Source organism: Cohnella sp. WQ 127256 (assembly GCF_024519285.1).
GTDB lineage: Bacteria > Bacillota > Bacilli > Paenibacillales > Paenibacillaceae > Cohnella.
This window is the reverse complement of sequence record NZ_JAMZCY010000002.1, coordinates 1-22913: the sequence shown is the minus strand read 5'-3', so window position 1 is coordinate 22913 and position 22913 is coordinate 1. Positions and strand designations below refer to the sequence as shown.

Here is a 22913-nt window from a genome sequence, read left to right as displayed (position 1 = left end):
TTTCACCCCTTCCGCAACATCCAATCTTCGACCAGATGATAAATATGATCACTTAATTTGGCTGCATCATGACGCAAGTAAGTCCGGAATAATACCAACGTATCCGCAATTACCTTATATCCTCGCTTGGTCACTTCCTCCAAATCCAAGTGTACAGCTTTAGAGCCCTTCTCCGCATACCGATCCTGAACTTGAGGAGGAATTTCTCCATCGTTCACGATCACATAATCAAATAAATGCTGACCAATATGAGCATGAACGGCAGCAAGATGGTCACTTACCGAATAATTGTCGGTTTCACCAGGCTGGGTCATCACATTGCATACAAACAACTTGACCGCATCCGATTGGACGATTGCTTCCGCTAGCTTCGGAACGATCAAATTCGGAATAATGCTCGTATACAAGCTCCCTGGGCCGATCAGTATCGCATCTGCCTCACGCAACGCTTGAACAGCCTCCGGTAGTGCCTCGACATCTGCAGGCTCGAGGAACACTTTACGAATAGCTAAACCCGCTTTCGGAATTTTGGACTCTCCAACTACAATTGACCCATCTTCCATCTCAGCCTTCAGAACGATAGCTTGATTCGCAGCAGGTAGAACTCGGCCACGAACCGCGAAGATCCGACTGAGCTCAGTAATCCCTGTTACGAAATCTCCCGTAATGTCAGTCATCGCTGCGAGAATAAGGTTACCCAAGCTATGCCCAGCTAGCCCTGTGCCACTATTAAATCTATAATTAAGCACTTCTGCTAGTAAAGGCTCTGTATCTGCTAACGCAGACAATACGTTACGTATATCCCCTGGAGGTGGAATTTGCAATTCCTCACGTAAAATACCCGAGCTTCCACCATCATCAGCCACTGTTACGATAGCTGTAATATCCAGAGGCTTCTGCTTTAATCCACGCAGCATTACGGATAATCCCGTACCCCCACCAATGACAACAATTCGTGGTTTACGAGAGAGGGTTTGCCTCTCCTTCATAGCCCCACCTCAGTTCTGCCTGTCGCGCTCTGAATCGCGATGGCTCACTCGTACTAATTCTGTCTCGCTGGAGCCTAACATACGCCCTAGGTATTCCGCTAATGCAACGGAACGATGTTTGCCTCCTGTGCATCCGATTCCGATAACAATCTGGCTTTTGCCTTCTTTGTGGTACAACGGAATTAAATATTGGAGCATATCCAGTAATTTCGTTAAGAAGGTTTGAGTTTCAGGCCATTTCATGACGTAGTCATACACTTCTGGCTCAACACCCGTCTTAGGCCGAAGGTTCTCAACATAATGTGGGTTAGGTAAAAAGCGTACATCGAAAATCAAATCTGCGTCGATGGGAACCCCATACTTAAATCCGAAGGAAGTCACGTTTATAGAAATGTTATTCCGATCTAGGTTGGTGAACCGACCTATGATCTTTTCCTTCAACGCTGCTGGCTTGAGACTACTTGTGTCAATAACTTGAGTCGCCCAGCCCTTCAAGTCCTCAAGTAGCTTACGTTCAGAATGTATTCCCTCAAGCGGCAATCCTTCTGGTGCAAGTGGGTGTCTGCGGCGGCTTTCTTTGTAACGCTGAACGAGGACTGAATCCGTCGCATCCAAAAACAAAATCTCATAATGAATCGTATAATGCTCTCGAATATGATTGAGAGATTCAGATAACGCCGTGAAAAACTCTCTCCCCCGCAAATCAATGACTAAAGCTACTTTCGCAATACGTCCCTGCGATTGCTCTATGAGTTCAGCAAATTTAGGTATAAGTACAGGCGGTAAATTATCAACGCAGAAAAAACCCAAATCCTCTAAGCTCTGAACAGCAATCGTTTTTCCGGCACCCGACATCCCAGTAATAATAATAAGAGTCGGCTGTGTTATCATCGTATCCAAGTCTATCCCCTCCACCTATTGCGATGAACGAAAGAACGCCCGACCCGCCTTATAAGCTAGCGGAACCGAGCGCTTGCTTCAATTATGCTCGTAGGAACAATCCTGCAGCACCTACAACCCCTGCATTGTTTCCTAGCTCGGCAGCGACGATCTCGACCCCATTGCGAGCATTGCCCGGAGTCAACTTATCGAATACCTCGCGAATTTGAGCAAAGAGGAATTCACCGGCTTTGCTCACCCCGCCTCCAACGATAAAGCGTTGTGGGTTAACGACGACAGCAACAGCAGCCATCGATTTTCCCAAATAAAACGCAGCACGAGACACAATTCGCTGAGCAACCTCGTCACCGTCTCTAGCCGCATCAATAACGTCCTTGGCCGTGATCTCACCCTCTATGAAAGTGAGTGAGGTTCGGTCTCCCCGTTCTACCGCATCGACAGCCATACGGATAATTCCCGTTGCCGAAGATACCGTCTCAAGGCACCCCATCTTACCACAACCACATTGAATCGCTTCAAGATCAGCTACGATCGACAAGTGACCAAGCTCTCCTGCCATACCCGTTGATCCTTCTATAAGCCGATTATTTAGAATAATACCGCCGCCGACCCCTGTACCTAGCGTATAGCATACGCAATTCGCAACATTTCTGCCTGCCCCGCCCCACGCTTCTCCAAGCGCAGCCACGTTAGCGTCGTTATTAATTTTGACCGGCTTGCCAATCTTCTCTTCCATAATCCGTGTGACAGGAACGTCTTTGAAAGGAAGATTTGGCGAGAAGTCAATAATCCCCTCGGGAATATTCAGAAATCCGGCGATACCGATCCCTACACCCGCTACGTTATCCCATTCTGGTGTTCCAGGAGGTACTAGCTCTTTGACATAGGTCGCAATATTGGATAATACAGCGTCCGCTCCACCAGCAGCTTGTGTGGGTCCTTCGTGAGTACGGAGTAAATCCCCGTTTGCATTGCACAAGCCTACCTTAACAGCAGTCCCGCCCAAATCTACGCCTACATACAATGATTCTGACATTGATCGACACCTCATAAACAATAATGTTGTTACTACTAGTATACAGGATCTTAGTCCTTATGCGGTATTAAAGTGATTGACTCCAATCATGCACCGCAGAGTTTTCTAAAAACTTCTCGCAATCAAGCGCAGCCATACATCCACTTCCCGCTGCAGTAATCGCTTGACGATATTTATGATCTTGAACATCACCACATGCGAACACACCTGGAATATTCGTCTCCGTCGTACCTGGATTCACTTTCAGATAGCCTAACTCGTCCGTATCCAGCTGATTGTCCAAGAACTTCGTATTTGGCGTATGGCCGATGGCCACGAATAAGCCCTGAGTGTCGATAATTTCTTCTTCACCGGTTGCATTGTTACGAACCTTCAGTCCTGTAACGCCGTTATCACCAGCAATAACCTCAATCGGAGTTTTGTTTAACCCCCACAGGATTTTGTTATTCTCATGCGCACGATCCTGCATGATCTTAGAAGCTCTCATCTCATCACGACGATGAACAAGCGTAACTTCGGAAGCAAAACGAGTTAGGAAATTAGCTTCCTCCATCGCTGAATCTCCGCCACCAACGACGATAATCTTTTTGCCACGAAAGAAAAATCCATCGCATGTCGCACAGGTGCTAACACCTCTACCAACGTTGTCCTTCTCCCCCGGTATCCCCATGTACTTAGCAGAAGCGCCAGTAGAGATAATCAATGTTTCTGCTTGTAGCTCTTCCCCGCCTTCGAGAGAAAGCGTGAACGGACGTTTAGACATATCCACTTTATTAATCCAGCCCGTGCGGAACTCTGCACCGAAGCGCTCTGCTTGCTTCCGCATATTCGCCATCAAATCTGGGCCCATTATCCCTTCAGGAAAGCCAGGAAAATTCTCCACCTCTGTCGTAGTCGTTAACTGACCTCCAGGCTCTGGACCTTCAATAACGAGGGGGGACAGATTAGCTCGTGCTAAATAGATGGTAGCCGTCAAGCCCGCAGGCCCTGTTCCGATAACGATTGTCTTGTGCATTCCTTGTTCCTCCTGTTGTACAACGAATAAGTTTCGCCAGCGAAACTGTTCCATTGTCATGTCATTTGTGTCTGCCTCTAGGTTGTCATTACACGTCCACGTCGATGTGCTAATAAAAAGAAGGTGTCGTTAAGTCTAGCTTCTCCCGAATGCCGCAAGCTTCATCAATCCGGTTCACATAACGGCTTATACTGGCCTGAGACACACCGTAACGATTGACCAAATCCGCATAAGTAACGGTTCTACGATGCATCTTAGCGGTCCAGTATTCCAAAGCCGCTGCCCAGCCCGTCGATTTATGAAGCTTAGGTACCTCTGGATACACACGAGATAAATAATCAACCCACAATGTCATCATGTCATGTTGCTGTACAACGTCGTATCGACCGGACATGCCTTCAAGTGCGTGCTCCAGAACTTCTTGCCAAGCCCCATCCCAAATGGGAAGCTTTGCTGACTTTCTTCGTGCTTCCAATGTAACCGTTCGCCCGCTGAAAGTGACCGTTAACGAATCTTGAACGCCGATGGAGCGCAGAACAAGAACGGCAACCCGTTTTAATTCATCATCTTCATCTGCATCAATCAGGAAAGCCTTCAGCGCCTCGATAACCTCTTCATCGGCAACGAGCCCGAGAGCCTGTATGACCTGTACTTTTGTATGACGATCTCCATGGCGGAGCGCCCAGAAAAACGAGGAGCGGATTAGTGGGTCGCGCTTCAACGCTTCCGTTACGAGCCCCGGACTATGCTCCCATTCTCGGAACTGTTCTTCAAAGGGAAGATGATAATGGTAGTGCGTAGGCGGACTTTCTTCGCCTGTGCGTACCTTCTCCAACCTGCGCAAGTAAAAGGAAGGAACCGGTGATTCTGGATCTAACCGCTCCGCCTGATTCCAGTGTCTCTCCGCATCAACGAAACGTTGCAGATTTACAGCGGCAACCGCAGCAAAATGGTGCAAACTCGGTTCTTCCGCAAGTTCTCCTGTCCTAAGCAAGCGGCGAAAATGAGTGTAAGCCTCACGATGCTCACCCACAATTCCAAGTGTTGTCGCCATTTTGAATACATGCTCAGGGTGGAACGGCACCGTCTTATTAAGCTTTTCAATTAAGGTTTGTAGCGCCTCTTCTTGATTCGAGTGCTGGTAGAATATCGCGAGGTTACACAAAGCGTGTAGGTTCCCTGGCTCCGCCTCTAACACTTGGGTTATCGTGGCGACTGATTTATCGAATAGCCCCATATAGTAGTATGCCAATCCAAGATTATTCCTTGCCGCAAGAAAGTCAGGCTCACGCCCGATAATTTCTTCCAGCATTTTAACCGCTTCTGCAAAGTGCCCTGCTTCTAATAATTCACGGGCTTTGTCATGTGCATATATATTTTCCTTTGCCTTTATGGTGACCAGCTTGGTTGGTCGGTTCAACTCGTAATTGAGCAGATCAAGTAGATCGTCCGACTCATCTAGGAATTGCCCCTCAGCGTCATTCTCTAAATACCGAACGAGAGCCTCTTCCGCAGCTTCGAACAAGTCCATATTGGCATAGTTATTGGCTAAGTAGTAATAGCATTCCGTCATCTCAGGGTCAATCTGATCCAATACCGAACGTAGAATAACGTTCGATTCTTCATATCGTCCCATTTCTGACAAAATTCCTGCCATATTACAGTGGTTAACTGGATTTTCCGGTTCGTACTCTACCGCACGGCGAAAATATTTGAGTGCCTTGTCGTAATGATATCGATCAAGCGACTGCACGGCGCGTTCAAAGAAGAATGTAGCGTCCAGACGCATCGGGATCACTTTGGGACGTCGGTTCTTGGCCGCACGCTTCCGCTGATTCATCGGCAAGGCACCTCCTAGTTGTTCTGGATCTTCATCACCCACGATTATAACACAGCCTGAGCATTCCATAAAATAAGAACGATGAATATACCTCTGACAAGGAAAGAGCACCCTCCTACATTTCTGTAGTTAGATGCTCTCATTTGTATATCATTCATAAAGAAGTTTTCAGGATTCCTTAAACTCCAGCGTTCTTGAACAGCGTGCTGATCGAGCCGCCCTCCATAATAATGCGTGTGGCTTCTGCCAACATTGGAGCAACGGTGATAACCTTAAAGCGTTCAGAACGTTCTTCTGGTAATAATATGGAGTCCGTAACCACGACTTCTTTGATGTTCGGGTGATCAAGTCGCTCTAGGGCAGGACCGGAGAACAGCGGATGGGTCGCACATACGTATACGTCTTCCGCGCCGCGTTCCTTCAAGCCTTCCACTACATTAACGATTGTCGTACCCGTATCAATCATATCTTCGATTATAATCGGTGTAAAACCTTGGACATCCCCGATCACATGGGTGATAACAGACTCGTTATGCGCCGGACGTTTCTTGATCATGATAGCAAAGCCGCAATCTAATTGATTCGCCAGCTTCTCAGCTGTCGAAGCACGTCCCGCATCCGGAGATACGACAACAGGATTAGCAATGTTCTTAGCCTTCAAATAATCACTAATCAAGTCTAGCGCCGTTAAGTGATCTACCGGAATATTAAAGAATCCTTGTATAGCTGGAGCATGAAGATCAATCGTAATAATTCGGTTAGCACCAACTGTCGTCAATACGTCGGCAACCATTTTTGCGGAGATAGGCTCACGAGGAGCAGCTTTCCGTTCCTGCCTAGCATAGCCGTAGTACGGTAGCACAACATTAACTGTACGTGCGGATGCCCTTTTGGCAGCATCAATCATGATCAGCAACTCAACGAAGTAATCATTGATAGGATGAGACAACGACTGGACTAGGAAAACATCGCAATTACGAATGGTTTCCTCATAGTGAACGTACACTTCGCCGCTCTTGAATCGGGAAAGTTTAATTTTCCCAAGGGGTAACCCGAGATGGTCGGCGATTTTACCTGCTAATAATGGATTGGATGATCCCGAAAAAATACGAAGTTTGCTGCTGCTGTACATGTGCCCCTCCAAATTTAGCGATTCAACACTTCTACGTGTCGAAAACCGTCATTAAACCTACTTGTCAACCTCATTATACATGACTGAGGCAATAATTCAAAAAGGTTTCAGTACCCGTTTACGCCCTTGAAAGGTCGCTAGGTGCGTATATCCGACGTTTTTCAGCATTGTTTGCGCGTCTGCCTGCTTTTGTCCAACTTTGTCGGGGTGGTGAGCATCGGAACCGAACGTCACAGGGATATCGTAAGCCTTAGCTCGCTCTAGCATTTTTACAGAGGGATACATCTCTTTGCATGGGGCATGAATGCCCGCTGCATTAAGCTCAAACGCTAAGTTATGCTTCTTAACAGCTTGTAATGCAGCATCTTCCAGGGCAGATGGATCTTCTTCTGGACGATAGCCAAAACGTTTTATCGCATCGATGTGTCCGATATAATCGTAAAATCCTGTAGCAGCAGCTTTCTGTATGGCATCGAAGTATTGCTCGTACGCTGCGATAACGCTTCGCCCTTCCCACTGATGCACTTGCCTAAAATCCGTCACATCCCATGTTCCTAGAAAATGAACCGAGCCGATCACGTAATCCCAGGGGTACGCCTGAACAATCGCCTCGATCTTCTCCTCGTAGCCTTCTATGAAGTCTCCCTCTAGTCCGACTCGAACGGCGATACGATCTTTATATTTTTCCTGCAGGCTAAGGCATTCCTCCACATAACGTGGAAGCTCCTCCATCGTCATGGCAATGTCTGGATTATCCTCGTGACTTATGTGTAGTAGCGGCATATGGTCGGATAAACCAATTTCATCCAAACCCTTATCAATAGCGCTTAGTACATATTCTTCTAAAGTTCCGACCGCGTGACCACAACGATAATTGTGAGTATGGTAGTCGATAGGTATGCCTTTACTCGTCATAGCCATCACCTAATCCTTCTTAACGGGTTTCCGATGACGGAATTCTAGCTCCTGCAAAACGCCATCGAACGGAATTTCTTGCTCGCGCAATAGAACCATTAAGTGGAAAATCAAGTCTGCCGCTTCACAGCGAAGCTCGTCTTGGTCGCGGTTTTTGGCAGCAATGATGACTTCAGCCGTTTCCTCTCCGACCTTCTTGAGGATTTTGTCTACGCCTTTCTCGAACAAATACGTGGTATACGCACCCTCTGGACGCTCTGCATCTCTCTGTGCGATCGTTTCTTCAAGGCGACTTAGCGGAGCGAAACGATCTTCGTTCTGCGGTGTAGAGGATGCTCCTGTATCCGTTGAAACAGATGCTTCACGATAGAAGCAGCTATAAGCACCTGTGTGGCACGCTGGACCTTTCTGACGCACCTTGACGAGTAAAGTATCCCCATCACAGTCATAGTGCAGGGAAGTGATTTGCTGCGTGTTCCCACTTGTCGCCCCTTTGTTCCAGAGCTCGTTACGAGAACGACTCCAGAACCAGGTTTGACCGCTTTCTAGCGACTTCTGTAGAGATTCCTTGTTCATATAGGCTAGCATCAACACTTCTTTGCTTAATGCATCCTGAACAACTGCAGGAACTAAACCTTCAGCGCTCCAGGCAATTTGCTCAATTAGTTGTTGTGCGGATTGAATTTGCGTCATCGAACGTTCACTCCTTTATTGCGCAAGGCCTCTTTAACCTCTTGCACCGATACTTCTTTATAATGAAAAATGCTTGCCGCAAGCGCCGCGTCCGCCTGACCTTCCGCGAACACATCTGCAAAATGCTGTACGTTACCCGCTCCACCGGAAGCAATAACTGGAATGCCCACGCTGCTCGATACCGCTTTAGTAAGGACGATGTCGAAGCCATCCTTCGTCCCATCCGCATCCATACTCGTCAGCAGCAGTTCCCCTGCTCCACGACGCTCGGCTTCCTGCGCCCATGCAAGAGCACGTATCCCTGTTGAATTGCGACCGCCATGGGTAAATACTTCCCATTCGCCCCACTCCGCATTAAACTTTGCGTCGATCGCGACCACGATACATTGCGCACCGAAGGTCCGTGAGCCATCTGTGATCAGCTCAGGATTACGTAGCGCTGCCGTATTAATACCGATCTTGTCCGCTCCGGCACGAAGCAGCCGCTTCATGTCTTCCACTGCGGAAATACCGCCGCCAACCGTAAAGGGAATCGTAATTTCCCCTGCCGTACGACGCACGACATCCACCATAGTAGCTCGACCCTCCACCGAAGCAGAGATATCTAGAAATACAAGCTCATCGGCGCCTTCACGGTCATAGATAGCTGCAAGCTCCACCGGATCTCCAGCATCACGCAAATTCACAAAATTAACACCTTTAACGACCCGACCATCTTTCACGTCAAGACAAGGAATAATCCGTTTTGCCAACATGAGGGTTGGCCCCCTTTCCTACTTTAATCACCTATACCGCGACTTCGCTATCCCGTTCGCTCAGGAACGTTTTTCCGCTACATCGTCGCTGTTGCTACGAGCTATTCCGCGCACCACGCACCGCGCACCACCAAGGCACTTTTTTGGCCTTCATCCGCACTCCGAGCTACTCCGAGCGCTGCCAAGGCACTTTTTTGGCCTTCATTTGCACACTTAGCTACTTCGAGCACCGCCAAGGCACTTTTTTGGCCTTCATTCGCACACTTAGCTACTTCGAGCGCTGCCAAGGCACTTTTTTGGCCTTCATTCGCACACTTAGCTACTTCGAGCGCTGCCAAGGCACTTTTTTGGCCTTCATCCGCACACTTAGCTACTCCGAGCACCGCCAAGGCACTTTTTTGGCCTTCATTTGCACACTTAGCTACTCCGAGCACCGCCAAGGCACTTTTTTGGCCTTCATTTGCACTCCGAGCTACTTCGAGCGCTGCCAAGGCACTTTTTTGGCCTTCATCCGCACTCCGAGCTACTTCGAGCACCGCCAAGGCACTTTTTTGGCCTTCATTTGTACTCCGAGCTACTCCGAGCACCGCCAAGGCACTTTTTTAGCCCTCGCGGGCTTCGGTAACGAAATCAATAATGCTAAGAGAACTTACTAACCGCTTCGGCTAAGCTGATGCTTCCTGTGTACAATGCTTTACCTACAATGGCACCGCCGATGCCTTCATCTGCGTGAACCGCAAGATGATCTAGATCTTCAGGTTTGCTAACGCCCCCCGATGCAATCACAGTACGTCCAGAAATCTTCGCCAGCGATAGAATCGCCTCGACATTCGGTCCACCCATCATGCCATCACGAGAAATGTCGGTAAAAATAAATGTCTGTGCGCCTTCGCCAGCTAATTCAACTGCCAAATCTTCTGCCTTCACTGCGGAAGTTTCTAGCCAGCCTCTTGTCGCGACCAATCCATCACGAGCATCAAGTCCAATGGCAATTGCTTTGCCGTACTTGTTCAGCACACGAGACACAAAAGCCCGATCCTCGATTGCAGCTGTGCCAAGAATAACCCGAGATACACCTAAGCCGAGCAAACGCTCCACATCTTCCTCTTTTCGCAGCCCTCCACCAACTTGCACTGGCACTTTAACGGCTTTGGCAATTCGTCCAATTAATTCGTCGTTAACAGGATGACCTGCCTTTGCGCCGTCTAAATCCACGAGATGGATCCATTGTCCGCCTTGCTCTTCCCAATCACGAGCTGCCGCTACTGGGTCTTCGTTGTAGATCGTTTCTTGGCTATAATCACCTTGTATTAAACGGACGCATTTACCGTCACGAATATCAATAGCTGGATAAATAACAAACTTGGACATTCCCAAATAACCTCCATAGTTAACCTGATATTATCTATTCCTATTGCGTCGAGACCCCGATAATCGTCGTTCCGCTATTCCACCCGATTCCCCGAAAACAGCGCCAGTAACGGATCGTCGTTCCGCAATTTCAACCGTATCCCCAAAAATCCCACTCTACTTTGTCTTAGCGAACTCAGCCAACCCAACGAATTTTTCCAACAATGCCATGCCTAACTCGCCACTTTTCTCTGGGTGAAACTGCATTCCGAACAAGGAGCCTCGACCCACAATTGCAGTTACAGGTTGGTGATAGTCCGACACTGCGAGCAAATCCGAGCTCAACTCTGGCAACGCATGATAGGAATGTACGAAATACACATGGCCAGGCTCGACACCCTCGAACAATGGACTCGACTGCTTAAACTCCAGCTCATTCCAGCCCATATGAGGCACCTTAAAGTCCCCCTGAAAACGAACAACACGGCCTGGAAGCAAATCCAAGCCTTGATGAACCCCGTGCTCTTCACTCTCCGTGAACAATAGCTGCATGCCTAAGCAAATGCCGAGAAGCGGCTTCCCAGAAGCCGCATACGCTTTAACAACATCCACTAGCCCAGTTTCACGTAAGTTACCCATCGCATCTCCGAAAGCACCAACACCGGGAAGGATCGCCCCATCCGCAGCAAGAATCTGCTCTGGATCGGAGGTAACGATCATCTCGCAGCCTAGTCTCTCTACGGCTTTACTGACACTATGAAGGTTCCCCATGCCGTAGTCGATAATGGCGATCACTTACAACACTCCTTTCGTGGAAGGCACGCCCTTCACTCGTGGATCGATCGATGTCGCTTCATCTAGAGCGCGTCCAAGCGCTTTGAACACTGCCTCTACCATGTGATGGGTGTTGCGCCCATAATGCACGATAACATGCAGGGTGATCCGCGCTTCTTGAGCTAGCTTCCATAGGAATTCATGAACAAGCTCTGTAGAGAAGCTTCCTACCGTTGCCGCTGGAAAGTCCGCACGCAATTCAAAATGTGGCCGATTACTAATGTCGATTACCACCTGTGCAAGCGCCTCATCCATCGGGACAAATACACTGGCATAACGTTTGATGCCCTTTTTATCCCCAAGTGCTTCGCGAAGCACTTGACCTAAACAGATACCAATATCCTCCACCGTATGGTGATCATCGATATCCACATCTCCACGTGCTTCGACCTTTAGATCGAATTGTCCGTGCTTGGCGAATAGATCCAGCATATGGTTCAAGAACGGTACGTCCGTCTCAAGGGAAACCTCGCCAGTACCATCTACACCTAATGACAATTGAATATCGGTTTCATTTGTCTTACGGGACACTGCTGAATTACGGCCTAATTTCACTTGTTCTTCACTCATTCTGTTCCCAACCCTTCGAATCGAATTTCCACCGCGCGAGCGTGAGCTTCCAGCCCTTCGTGGCGGGCAAGCGTTGCAATTCCTGCTGCATCTCTCGTCAATGCTTTCTTGCTATATCGGATCAAACTGGATTTCTTCAGAAAATCATCCACATTCAGCGGAGAGGAGAATCGCGCAGTCCCATTCGTCGGCAAAATATGGTTCGGTCCGGCGAAATAATCGCCAACCGGCTCGGAGCTGTACGGGCCAAGGAAGATTGCGCCCGCCGTCTCGATCCGACCAAGCAAATCAAGCGGATCCGTCGTCATCACCTCTAGATGCTCCGGCGCCAGCTTGTTCACCACATCCAGCCCTTCATCTAGGCTGTCTACGATCAAGATCGCCCCATATTGCTCCAGAGAGCGCCGAGCAATGTCCACGCGTGGCAGCGTAGCCACCTGCCGTTCAAGCTCTGCCGCGACCGCGTCAGCAAGCCCCTGCGACGGCGTCACAAGCACCGCCGACGCCATTTCATCGTGCTCCGCTTGCGACAGCATATCCGCAGCCACAAACCGCGGATCCGCACTGTCGTCCGCCAGCACCACAATCTCACTCGGCCCCGCGATGCTGTCGATGTCGACCGCGCCATACACGGCGCGTTTCGCCAACGCCACAAAGATGTTGCCGGGCCCACAAATCTTATCGACGGCGGGAATACTCGCCGTCCCATAGGCTAGCGCAGCTACCGCCTGCGCTCCGCCAACCCGGTACATCTCCGTCACTCCCGCTTCCGCGGCCGCCACTAAGATGTACGGATCAATCCCTTCACGCCCCCCAGTCGACGGGGGCGTCACGAGCACGATCTCCGGCACGCCAGCGACCTTCGCCGGAAGCACGTTCATTAGCACTGACGAAGGATAAGCCGCCTTCCCACCAGGCACGTAGAGCCCCACACGCCGCAGGGGTCGTACGACCATGCCTAACATCGTGCCATCTTCGGCTACATCCATCCATGTCCCACGCTTCTGCTTCTCATGGAAAGCCTTAATATTCGCTGCAGCCTGTCTTAGAGCATCGAGAAACTCTTGCTCTACTAAGGCATATGCACCCTGAATTTCTTCGTCGGTCACACGCAACTGCTCCGGCTTCAATGTGACTTTATCAAATGCCGCAGTATAACGGAGCAACGCATCGTCACCTTCGAGCTTTACGGCGTCAACAACTTCCTTTACCGTGGCGTTCTGCTCGGGAGAGCCGTATTCACTTTCCCGCTCCAAACGGAATTCATCCGCTCTTCCTATATACATGGTTTCCCCTCCATCCGCTTACTTCCTCATGATTCTCTCTATCTTCTAATACGATTTACACCCGAGCAGCAATTGCGATTCCCAAACGATCGCACAGCTCTTGAATAGCCGTATTTTTCAACCTATAGCTTACACGATTCGCGATCAAACGGCTCGTAACCTGGAAGAGAGTCTCCATCTCAACCAAACCATTCTCATTCAACGTCTGTCCGGTTTCTACCATATCAACGATACGATCTGCCAAGCCGATTAGAGGCGCTAATTCGATGGAACCGTTCAACTTGATCACTTCAACTTGCTGACCTAGCTCACGGAAATACTGTGAAGCTACATTCGCATATTTCGTTGCTATACGTGGATTAATAACTGGCTTCCAATCCGGTAAACCGATAACTGACATTCTGCATTTCGCGATACCGAGATCAAGCAATTCGTATACGTCTTTGCTTTCCTCCATGAGCACGTCTTTGCCCACGATCCCTATATCTGCAACGCCATATTCTACGTAGGTTGGCACATCGACTGGTTTAGCCATGATAAATTCCATATTCGCTTCGGGGACCGGAATGATCAAGCGTCTGGAATCATCGAAATCCTCGGGAATAGGAAGCCCTGCTTGCCGAAAAAGCTTGCTCGCTTGCTTATAGATACGCCCCTTGGGCATCGCAACCTTTAACACGCTGTTATCCCTCATGACAATCCCTCCACTTCCTTGCCGATCCTAACCACATATCCGTATTGTATCCCTCGGTAGGTGATCTTTTCGGTACCACCTTCCCATTGCCTTACAGTTAGCTGCTCCTCATCTTCAGGAGAATAGACAGCCGTTACTACAATCTGCCCAGCCTTACGCCGATGCTCCGCATCCTGTAATGCCTGTCTCCGCTCGTTCGAGTCATATAGGATCAAGCAGCGCTCCTGTTCTTCCAACACGTCATCAACAACCTCTAGAATTCTAGTTGTTTTCAGAGCGAAGCCTGTTGCATGCGCCGGACGTCCGAATTGAGCAAGCAAGTTATCATATCTCCCCCCACTACATACCGGAAAGCCTAAATGAGAAGCATAGCCCTCAAAAGTCATCCCGGTGTAATAAGAGAAATCCCCAATCATCGTCAAATCAATCAATACATGCTCCTGGATGCCGTAGGCCTCCAAAACATCCCATACTTCGCATAGATGCTTAATTGCCGCCTGAGCGCCTTCATTCACGCTAAGCTCTAGCGCTTGAACGCATACTTCCTGTCCCCCACGGAGACGCAAAATATCCTCAAGCTCCCGCTTCCAAGCTGCGTCAAGCGATAACGTGCGAATAACATCGCGGTAACCGACGTGGTCACGTTGTAATAAGCACGCCTTCAGTGCTTCCTGCTCGCTTTCAAGACCAGGCAACGTTTCCTGGAACAACCCGTTTAGGAAGCCAACATGGCCCATCGCGATTTTAAATGATTGCACACCCGCAGCCTGCAAAGATGCAATCGCCAGAGCAATCACTTCCGCATCTGCTTCAGGAGAGGAGTCCCCTACAAGCTCTAGGCCTGTCTGGTAAAACTCTGCTTCTCGACCGCCTTCTTCTTCGAATGCCCGGAATACATTGCCGTGATAGCTGAGTCGAATGGGAAAAGGTTCATCCTTAAGCAGTGAACCAACCACCCGCGCGATCGGAGCCGTCATATCAGATCGGAGTACAATCGTCGTCCCACGCTGATTCAACAGCTTGAATAGCTTCTGGTCAGAAGTGGCACTAGCCACACCCACCGTATCGTAATATTCAATTGTCGGAGTCATGATTTGCTCATATCCCCACAGACGCATACACTCCAGCACGTTGCGTTCGATGCGACGCAGCTTAGTTACCGCGTGAGGCAAATAATCTTTAACCCCTGTCGGTTTTTCGAATACTTTTGGTTTCGTCATAATCGCAGCCCCATCTCTATCGAAAAGATCGCTCTTTTTACACTTTAGTACGTTAATGCACTACCAAGTTACCATACTGCCAAAATAAAGCTTTAGTCGTATATTATCACGATGACCCTGCTCCGTCAATCCCGTGCAATGAGGTGAAAATTGTACCCGCTAGAACTCAATCTTTACCCTTATACAACAAAACCACCTAGTGCCACAAAGGCATTCAGGCGGTTGCAAATTTGCCGATCTATTATCGCTTAGAGCTCCCTTAAGGGATTTCCACCCACACGAGAGTGAGGTGCAACATCCTTATGAACAACAGCACCTGCTGCGACAATAGCTCCATCTCCGATAGTGACTCCCGGCAGAATCGTTACATTAGCACCGATCATGACATTAGAACCAATTACAATATTTCCTAAGCGGTATTCTTCAATTAAGTATTCATGCGTTAGTAGGGTTGAATTATACCCAATGATCGAGTTGTCACCAACCGTAATCCGCTCTGGAAAAAAGACGTCTACCATCACCATAAGGGCGAACGCCGTATGACGTCCCACCTTCATACCGAGTATGCGTCTATAAATCCAATTTTTCACGGGTAAGCTTGGGCAATATCGGGTCACTTGAATGAATATGAAATTACGAATAGCCTTAAATCGTGATACCGTTCGATATACCTGCCAAAGCGCATTCGGTCCTTCCACCGGATACCGCTCTACATTTCTCAACCTTCGACACCCTCATTCTCGATTCCACATAAGGAGAGAAGCTCATTCATCTCGTGTAGCATATGAACAGCTCCAGTCTCGAATAGATGATCCTCCCCTTTTAAGGACCAGACCACGCCAACAGGAATGGCTCCCGCAGCTATCGCCGATTGCATGTCAACCGAGCTATCTCCGATCATGAGTGTTTCTTCCGGATTCGAGCCTAGCGCTTGAATAGCTTTAGCTACCGGCTCTGGATGTGGTTTAGCATGCTCTACATCATCCAAGGAGACAATTGTCCCCATGTATTGATATATACCTAAAAGCTCTAATGCACGAATAGATGTAGCTCTCATTTTCGTCGTAACGATGCCAAGCTTGACCCCTGCATGATGTAATTGAGAGACGACCTCAGCTACGCCGGGGAACAAAGCAACCATCTCGTCATGACGAAGATGGTTGTACTCCCGATAAGCCTGCGTTAGCATCGCTACGTCTTCCTGCCCTGAGAAATGCTGTAGCTGCATCGTTAACGGTTGTCCCATACTTGGGATAATGTGCTCCCTACTAAAGCCTTCAGGAACTACACCCTTCAAAGCATGGAAGAAAGACTGGATAATGAGCTCATTCGTATCAATGATTGTACCATCGAGATCAAACAGTACGGTCGTGATCTTCTTTTGTTGTGTCATTCTCGCTAGGCTCCGTTTCTTCTGTTACAACTACAGCTTCTGTAGCTTTACGGTTAATAAGCGGGTCTGTATATCTTTGTTTGGCCCACCCTAGTTGGCGACGTACGACAATCAGAGCGATACCCCCGATAATAATCAGAAGCGCCAAAAATTGCGAAATACGTATATTACCTTCTGCTGGGTTCAAGTATCCCTGTTCGAACAACGTCGTCATTGGTGACCATATCGCATCCAAAAATGATTTCAACCACTCTGGACCTTTAAACGCCAAGCTGTCTGTACGAAGTGCCTCGATAAAAAAACGACCAATCGAGTACCAAATGAAATATACAAAAAACAACTCACCTGCACGAAGGAACTTCCGACGTCTGATGACGAACAATACAACTAAACCTAGTAAGCTCCATAACGATTCATACAAGAAGGTCGGATGATGATAAACTCCGCTAACGTTCATCTGATCAACAATAAAAGATGGGATATGTAACTTATCGGTTAAGAAAGATCGTTCTACTTCTCCGCCATAAGCTTCCTGATTGACGAAGTTACCCCAACGCCCGATCATTTGACCAATCAGCAAGGATGGTGCACAAATATCGACGATCCGCCAGAAGTCGTAGCCTTTGGCACGAATATAGAAAAATCCGCACAGCAATGCTCCAATTAACGCACCATAGATCGCGATTCCACCATTCCAGATTTGAAAAATCTCACCTGGATGCTCACTGTAATATCCCCATTTGAATGCGACATAGTATAAACGTGCCACTATGATTGAGGAAGGCACTCCATAAAGCATTAAATCAAGAAAGAAGTCAGGGTTAATGCCAAATCGCTTACCCTCTTGTACTGCGATTAGCAATCCAGATAGGGCTGCCAATCCTAGGATGATCCCATACCAATGTACCGTTAACGGTCCAATCGCAAATGCAATTGGATCCAAAAGTAAATTGAACATCTTCAACCTCCAATAGTTTACTCGTATTCCTCTTCGGAAATCGCTTCAGTCAACTTATTCGTAAATTGTAGTGCAGCATTATAACCCATCCGTTTCAAACGGAAATTCATAGCTGCCACTTCCAGAATGACCGCTAAGTTCCGTCCAGGTCGGACAGGTACTGTTAACAACGGCACTTCCGACTCAATGATCTTAGTCGTTTCTTCATCTAATCCGAGACGGTCGTATTGCTTATCCTGCTGCCAGTTCTCCAGCTTGACGACCAAGCTGATCCCGGTCTGATTTCTTACCGCTCCAGCTCCAAACAAAGTCATCACATTTAAAATTCCTAGACCGCGAATCTCAAGCAAATGACGAATCAAATCAGGTGCTGTACCGAACAGGTGATTGTCAGAAGTTTGACGTATCTCTACAGCATCATCCGCTATCAAGCGATGCCCCCGCTTAACGAGTTCAAGTGCTGTCTCACTTTTACCGATGCCACTACCTCCGGTAATAAGCATCCCCACGCCGTAAACATCAACGAGTACGCCATGAATTGTAACGGACGGAGCAAGCTTCTTCTCCAGAAAGTTCGTAATCCGGCTGAGGAGAATCGTAGTCGCAACTGAACTTCTAAGGACAGGAAAATGTCTCTCATTTGCAATTTCAATCAATTCACTCGGAATATCTAGCCCACGAGTTATGATAATACAAGGCGTTTCTTCATGACATAATCGCTCCATGCGATCACGACGCTCATCCGTGGTTAACGTCTCTAAAAATGCAAGCTCAGTACGTCCAAGCATTTGTGCCCGCTCTGTCGGATAATAGTTGAAATAGCCAGCCATCTCTAGACCCGGACGGTTCAAGTCATCTGTTATAATTGTCCGACGCAATCCATCTTCACCCGCGACAATTTCGAGGTGAAACTGCTGCACGAGTTCAGATACTCTCACTTTTTTAGCCATCGTACAGCTCCTTTCCTAATTTTCCTTATTTATCGTAACGAAAATAATCTAACAAAGCAATTTTTACTTTTAGTTATACAAGAAAACCGTCCAGCCAATGGCCGAACGGTTTCCGTTCATGTGAAGTATTAGCCTTCGAAAATGTTCAATTCCGAGTCTTTGTCGAAAACATGAATTTTGTTCATGTCGACTGCAAGCTTAATGTTTTGGTTCTCGCGAAGGCCAGAACGTCCATCAACACGGGCGATAACGTTGTCTTTACCCAAACCGTTCAAGTAGAGGAACATCTCGTGACCCAAGTTCTCGGATACTTCGATTGTTGCATTCACGATGCTGTTTGGAGAAGCTTCGATGAATACAGGCTCTTCGTGAAGATCTTCTGGACGAACTCCAAAAATGATCTCGCGGCCAATGTAGCCTTTAGCACGAAGTGCTTTCGCTTTGCCTTCAGGAACTTCAACGTTGAAGCCTGTAGCACGGAAACGAACAGATCCGCCTTCTTCAACCAATTGACCAGTGATGAAGTTCATGGATGGAGCTCCCATGAAGCCTGCAACGAACAGGTTAAGTGGGTGGTTGTAAAGCTCGTCAGGAGTACCTGCTTGTTGAATGAAACCGTCTTTCATAACTACGATACGATCGCCCATTGTCATCGCTTCTGTTTGGTCATGGGTAACGTAGATACAAGTTGTTTCAAGACGCTTCATCAATTTACTGATGTTAGCACGCATTTGCGTACGCAATTTAGCATCCAAGTTGGAAAGTGGCTCATCCATCAAGAAGACTTGCGGTTCACGAACGATTGCACGACCCAAGGCAACACGTTGACGTTGGCCCCCGGACAATGCTTTCGGTTTACGATCAAGCAAGTGCTCGATTTCGAGTGTGCGAGCTGCCTCGCGTACACGACGTTCGATTTCGTCTTTGCGGAATTTACGCAATTTCAAACCGAATGCCATGTTTTGATATACGTTCATATGAGGATACAAGGCGTAAGATTGGAATACCATTGCGATGTCGCGGTCTTTCGGCGCTACGTCATTCACAACACGATCACCAATGTACAGCTTGCCTTCGGAAATTTCTTCTAGACCTGCGATCATACGCAGTGTGGTCGATTTACCGCAACCGGAAGGACCAACGAGAACAAGGAATTCTTTGTCCTGGATATCCAGGCAAAAGTCGGTTACCGAAGCTTTATCGGTACCTGCATATTTTTTGTACACATTTTCTAAGCGAACGCCTGCCATTGTACATTTCCCCCTAAAATTCTTTTGAAGGTACAGGATTATTCTACCTCACACCAGGGCTAAATGACTATGCACAAAGCGTACAAAAAATTCATTTCCTTTTCGTGACTTTGTACAATAGCAATAATATGCGCACCAATACTGCGTCATTGAAGGAACGTACGTCCAAGCCTGCTTCGTGCTTAATTTTATCTAATCTATATAATAGAGTATTGCGATGGATATATAATTTTTTGGCGGTTTCACTGACATTGCAGTCCATGGAAAAGAAGGCATCTAGTGTTGAAACCGTCTCTGAATCAGTAAACATATCAGGTCTTCCCATCATTTCTTCCACAAAACGTGATCTTACCATCTCAGGGATACCACTTAGTAATCTCTCCAGATGAACGAGCCATGGCAAATGGATTTGCATGCCTACGTGAAACTTGCGACCAAGAAATATCGTCTCCCGTAATGTCCCAACAATGCGAACAACACTTTCAGAGGGAACAATGGGTTCTCCTACCGCAATGTGACACTCACCGCCCCATTCACCTGTAATCAACTGATGAAGTCCTTCTGCCAGTGTTGCAAGGGTTTCTTTGACCTCCTCATGACCGAGAACCTCATCGCTTTCGGCATCTGCCTCCATCAATACTCGATCACTGCTTAGAATAAGCCACTCGTGTTCCCTAAGTGGAATAAGCAAGGTTTCATCTGAAATAAACGAACGAATCGTCTTCTCAAGCTCTCCATATGAAGGTTCTTTCTCCTCCAATTGCTCACACAAAAGCAGGAATGGAACCATCCCATCAAATAAACGATTGCGAAGCTCCATACGATCAGGAACCTCCGCTCGCCACTCACCTGCAGTTACAGATTGCTGAATCCAATCACCGAACCGTCTTGCCTGACGCTCCAAATCCGAAGCTCCGGAAGAAATGGGACGAGAACCTTCTTGTTGGATTACCCAACCTAGCAATTGCTTTTCAACAGGTGTCAATATTGATGCAACTTCAATGCATTGTAGCTCTGATCCATTTACGCGAGCAAGCATTAAACAAGCCTTCTTAAGTTGAATCGCATCTCCGACCTCGGGATGTTTCTTTCCGCCTTCTTTTTCCCAATCGGCTGCCGTCAGTACTTTAGACACGACCGATGCATTCAATAGTTGTCCCAATTGTTGTAGCTTGGTTTTATTCATCATTGATGCCCCTTGTCAGCGATGATCAGCAATATATGCGTCATTGTATCATACTTAACACCTATACGGGGATCATCAACGAAGGATCAGTAGAATAACGATAGACAGCAAGGAGAACACTGCTGCTATTAAGTATAGAAATGAAACCGTTTGAACTTGTGTGAGTCCCCATTTCATTAGGCTATGGTGTGTATGTAGATTGTCAGCATGATGCAGCCCTTTCCCCACAATTAATCTTCTGGAGAAAACAATGACCGTATCTAAGATGGGTACTCCAAGTGCAAGTAAAGGGACCGATAAGGAAACGAGTGTAGCCCCTTTCAGAGTTCCATCTATAGCGGTGACTGCTAGGGTATAACCGAGGAACGTAGCTCCCGCATCCCCCATGAATATACGCGCGGGATGAAAGTTATACGTTAGGAAGGCTAAACAAGAGCCTGCCAATGCAATGGCAACCATCGCTGTTTCTGTATGATTGAAAATTAACGATACGACAAATAAAGTTAAAGCGGATATCACACATATCCCAGAAGCCAAACCGTCTACCCCATCGATAAAATTTAGCATGTTTATTAGCGAGAAAACCCAGATAATCGTAATCACAGCTGCCATCGTTTGTGAAAACAAGATCATCGATGATGAGGAGAGAGAGGACATACCATGAATGGAGATGCCTTGCCAAACGGGGATACATGCAACAACGATATAGACCAACAATCTTGGCCACACTGGGAATTCCCGACTTCTAGATTTATAACCATCATCAACGAGTCCGGTCACAACAAGGGCAATCCCACCGATAAGAATTGTACGAAATAATGCAGGATGTCCCATAAACATGAAAGACGTTAAGACTACCCCGACAAATATCGCCACACCTCCGGACAACGGTACGGGCTCAGCATGAATTTTGCGACGTGTTGGCTTATCCACGAATTTATAATGAATGGCTACTTTTCGAATAAGGGGAACAAGTACGATGACCAGTGTAAATGAGAATGCTAAAGCATATATATAGATCATTTGTGTTCCTCCAGTGGAAAGATTTGATCTTAACATTCCCCTTTCCTCACTGAAGGCATACAACGAAAAATAAACACAAAAAAAGCAGACGTTTGCACGTCTGCATGTTTGATAAACTGGTGAGCCATGAAGGACTCGAACCTTCGACACCCTGATTAAAAGTCAGGTGCTCTACCAACTGAGCTAATGGCTCGAAATAAAACTGGTGGAGGATGATGGATTTGAACCACCGAACCCGAAGGAAGAGATTTACAGTCTCCCGCGTTTGGCCACTTCGCTAATCCTCCACAATACAAGCCGGTCTGGTGAACCGGATAAATAATGGTGGCTCGAGACGGAATCGAACCGCCGACACGAGGATTTTCAGTCCTCTGCTCTACCAGCTGAGCTATCGAGCCTTACTTTAGTAAAAAAATGGCGGAGCTGACGGGATTCGAACCCGCGGTCTCCTGCGTGACAGGCAGGCATGTTGGGCCACTACACCACAGCTCCGTATTTTTATGGTGGAGGCTGACGGGATCGAACCGCCGACCCTCTGCTTGTAAGGCAGATGCTCTCCCAGCTGAGCTAAGCCTCCATGGGAATATAAGTGGTAGCGGCGAAGGGACTCGAACCCCCGACCCTCCGGGTATGAACCGAATGCTCTAGCCAGCTGAGCTACACCGCCACATTAAGTACGCGATTCGGTACAAGACCTGAACCGTTAAATCCATTATTAAGAGAACAAGGCTTGCGCCTTGAAAACTGGATGCGAAGTAAAGCTATATAGAAGAAGTGGTGTGTCATATGTCTTACAGTGTCAATTCGCTTAGGATAAGCCCTCGACCTATTAGTACTCGTCAGCTCCACACATTGCTGCGCTTCCACCCCGAGCCTATCAACCTCGTGTTCTTCAAGGGGTCTTACGAATTGGGAAATCTCATC

23 protein-coding genes, 6 tRNA genes and 1 rRNA gene are annotated in these 22913 nt (G+C 47.7%); all 30 read right to left on the bottom strand.

What is annotated here, in order from left to right:
* Positions 1–2: 2 nt before the first annotated feature.
* Positions 3–989, bottom strand: a complete 987-nt coding sequence (locus M1K58_RS08390) for a gluconeogenesis factor YvcK family protein (protein ID WP_256758309.1) — start codon at positions 987–989, stop codon at positions 3–5.
* A 9-nt stretch (positions 990–998) separates the two neighbouring features.
* Positions 999–1880 (bottom strand): RNase adapter RapZ, encoded by an 882-nt coding sequence (rapZ, locus tag M1K58_RS08385; protein WP_256758726.1) that lies wholly within the window; start codon positions 1878–1880, stop codon positions 999–1001.
* Positions 1881–1971: 91 nt separating this feature from the next.
* Positions 1972–2925: an ROK family glucokinase gene (locus M1K58_RS08380; protein ID WP_256758308.1), complete on the bottom strand. Its 954-nt coding sequence runs from the start codon at positions 2923–2925 to the stop codon at positions 1972–1974.
* A gap of 67 nt (positions 2926–2992) precedes the next feature.
* Positions 2993–3940, bottom strand: coding sequence for a thioredoxin-disulfide reductase (trxB, locus tag M1K58_RS08375; RefSeq protein ID WP_256758307.1), 948 nt, complete (start codon positions 3938–3940; stop codon positions 2993–2995).
* Positions 3941–4049: 109 nt separating this feature from the next.
* Positions 4050–5780, bottom strand: a complete 1731-nt coding sequence (locus tag M1K58_RS08370) for a tetratricopeptide repeat protein (protein ID WP_256758306.1) — start codon at positions 5778–5780, stop codon at positions 4050–4052.
* Between the two features lie 178 nt (positions 5781–5958).
* Positions 5959–6912, bottom strand: coding sequence for a ribose-phosphate diphosphokinase (locus M1K58_RS08365; protein WP_256758305.1), 954 nt, complete (start codon positions 6910–6912; stop codon positions 5959–5961).
* A gap of 96 nt (positions 6913–7008) precedes the next feature.
* Positions 7009–7812: a histidinol-phosphatase HisJ gene (gene hisJ, locus M1K58_RS08360; RefSeq protein ID WP_256758725.1), complete on the bottom strand. Its 804-nt coding sequence runs from the start codon at positions 7810–7812 to the stop codon at positions 7009–7011.
* 24 nt (positions 7813–7836) lie between these two features.
* Complete coding sequence (hisIE, locus tag M1K58_RS08355) at positions 7837–8520, bottom strand: bifunctional phosphoribosyl-AMP cyclohydrolase/phosphoribosyl-ATP diphosphatase HisIE (RefSeq protein ID WP_256758304.1); 684 nt, start codon at positions 8518–8520, stop codon at positions 7837–7839.
* Positions 8517–9275, bottom strand: coding sequence for an imidazole glycerol phosphate synthase subunit HisF (gene hisF / locus M1K58_RS08350; protein WP_256758303.1), 759 nt, complete (start codon positions 9273–9275; stop codon positions 8517–8519). The genes hisIE and hisF overlap by 4 nt, the downstream gene beginning before the upstream one ends.
* Before the next feature lie 101 nt (positions 9276–9376).
* Positions 9377–9868: a hypothetical protein gene (locus tag M1K58_RS08345; RefSeq protein ID WP_256758302.1), complete on the bottom strand. Its 492-nt coding sequence runs from the start codon at positions 9866–9868 to the stop codon at positions 9377–9379.
* A 46-nt stretch (positions 9869–9914) separates the two neighbouring features.
* A complete protein-coding gene (gene hisA, locus M1K58_RS08340) occupies positions 9915–10646 on the bottom strand; it encodes a 1-(5-phosphoribosyl)-5-[(5-phosphoribosylamino)methylideneamino]imidazole-4-carboxamide isomerase (protein WP_256758301.1) in 732 nt (243 codons plus the stop codon).
* A gap of 156 nt (positions 10647–10802) precedes the next feature.
* Positions 10803–11420, bottom strand: a complete 618-nt coding sequence (gene hisH, locus M1K58_RS08335) for an imidazole glycerol phosphate synthase subunit HisH (protein ID WP_256758300.1) — start codon at positions 11418–11420, stop codon at positions 10803–10805.
* Positions 11421–12029: an imidazoleglycerol-phosphate dehydratase HisB gene (gene hisB, locus M1K58_RS08330; RefSeq protein WP_256758299.1), complete on the bottom strand. Its 609-nt coding sequence runs from the start codon at positions 12027–12029 to the stop codon at positions 11421–11423.
* Entirely contained in the window at positions 12026–13315 is a 1290-nt protein-coding gene (gene hisD / locus M1K58_RS08325) for a histidinol dehydrogenase (RefSeq protein WP_256758298.1), read from the bottom strand. Before hisD ends, hisB begins: the two co-directional genes overlap by 4 nt.
* A 55-nt stretch (positions 13316–13370) precedes the next feature.
* Complete coding sequence (gene hisG / locus M1K58_RS08320) at positions 13371–14009, bottom strand: ATP phosphoribosyltransferase (RefSeq protein ID WP_256758297.1); 639 nt, start codon at positions 14007–14009, stop codon at positions 13371–13373.
* On the bottom strand, positions 14006–15229 hold the full coding sequence (locus tag M1K58_RS08315) for an ATP phosphoribosyltransferase regulatory subunit (RefSeq protein WP_256758296.1): 1224 nt from the start codon (positions 15227–15229) through the stop codon (positions 14006–14008). The genes hisG and M1K58_RS08315 overlap by 4 nt, the downstream gene beginning before the upstream one ends.
* A 248-nt stretch (positions 15230–15477) precedes the next feature.
* On the bottom strand, positions 15478–15951 hold the full coding sequence (locus M1K58_RS08310; RefSeq protein WP_256758295.1) for an acyltransferase: 474 nt from the start codon (positions 15949–15951) through the stop codon (positions 15478–15480).
* A complete protein-coding gene (gene ppaX / locus M1K58_RS08305) occupies positions 15948–16622 on the bottom strand; it encodes a pyrophosphatase PpaX (RefSeq protein WP_256758294.1) in 675 nt (224 codons plus the stop codon). The genes M1K58_RS08310 and ppaX overlap by 4 nt, the downstream gene beginning before the upstream one ends.
* Entirely contained in the window at positions 16585–17580 is a 996-nt protein-coding gene (gene lgt / locus M1K58_RS08300) for a prolipoprotein diacylglyceryl transferase (protein ID WP_256758292.1), read from the bottom strand. The genes ppaX and lgt overlap by 38 nt, the downstream gene beginning before the upstream one ends.
* Positions 17581–17597: 17 nt before the next feature.
* Entirely contained in the window at positions 17598–18530 is a 933-nt protein-coding gene (gene hprK, locus M1K58_RS08295; RefSeq protein WP_256758291.1) for an HPr(Ser) kinase/phosphatase, read from the bottom strand.
* A gap of 128 nt (positions 18531–18658) precedes the next feature.
* Positions 18659–19780, bottom strand: coding sequence for an ABC transporter ATP-binding protein (locus M1K58_RS08290; protein WP_256758290.1), 1122 nt, complete (start codon positions 19778–19780; stop codon positions 18659–18661).
* 91 nt (positions 19781–19871) lie between these two features.
* Positions 19872–20969: a PucR family transcriptional regulator gene (locus M1K58_RS08285; RefSeq protein ID WP_256758289.1), complete on the bottom strand. Its 1098-nt coding sequence runs from the start codon at positions 20967–20969 to the stop codon at positions 19872–19874.
* A 72-nt stretch (positions 20970–21041) separates the two neighbouring features.
* A complete protein-coding gene (locus M1K58_RS08280; protein WP_256758288.1) occupies positions 21042–21989 on the bottom strand; it encodes an MraY family glycosyltransferase in 948 nt (315 codons plus the stop codon).
* Positions 21990–22106: 117 nt separating this feature from the next.
* A tRNA-Lys gene (locus M1K58_RS08275) sits at positions 22107–22182 on the bottom strand.
* Positions 22183–22192: 10 nt separating this feature from the next.
* Positions 22193–22276: transfer RNA gene (locus M1K58_RS08270), tRNA-Tyr, on the bottom strand.
* 35 nt (positions 22277–22311) lie between these two features.
* Positions 22312–22387 (bottom strand) — tRNA-Phe (locus M1K58_RS08265).
* Positions 22388–22404: 17 nt separating this feature from the next.
* Positions 22405–22481: transfer RNA gene (locus M1K58_RS08260), tRNA-Asp, on the bottom strand.
* Positions 22482–22490: 9 nt separating this feature from the next.
* A tRNA-Val gene (locus tag M1K58_RS08255) sits at positions 22491–22566 on the bottom strand.
* Positions 22567–22579: 13 nt separating this feature from the next.
* Positions 22580–22656: transfer RNA gene (locus M1K58_RS08250), tRNA-Met, on the bottom strand.
* 142 nt (positions 22657–22798) lie between these two features.
* A 23S ribosomal RNA gene (locus M1K58_RS08245) occupies positions 22799–22913 on the bottom strand; the annotation flags it as partial.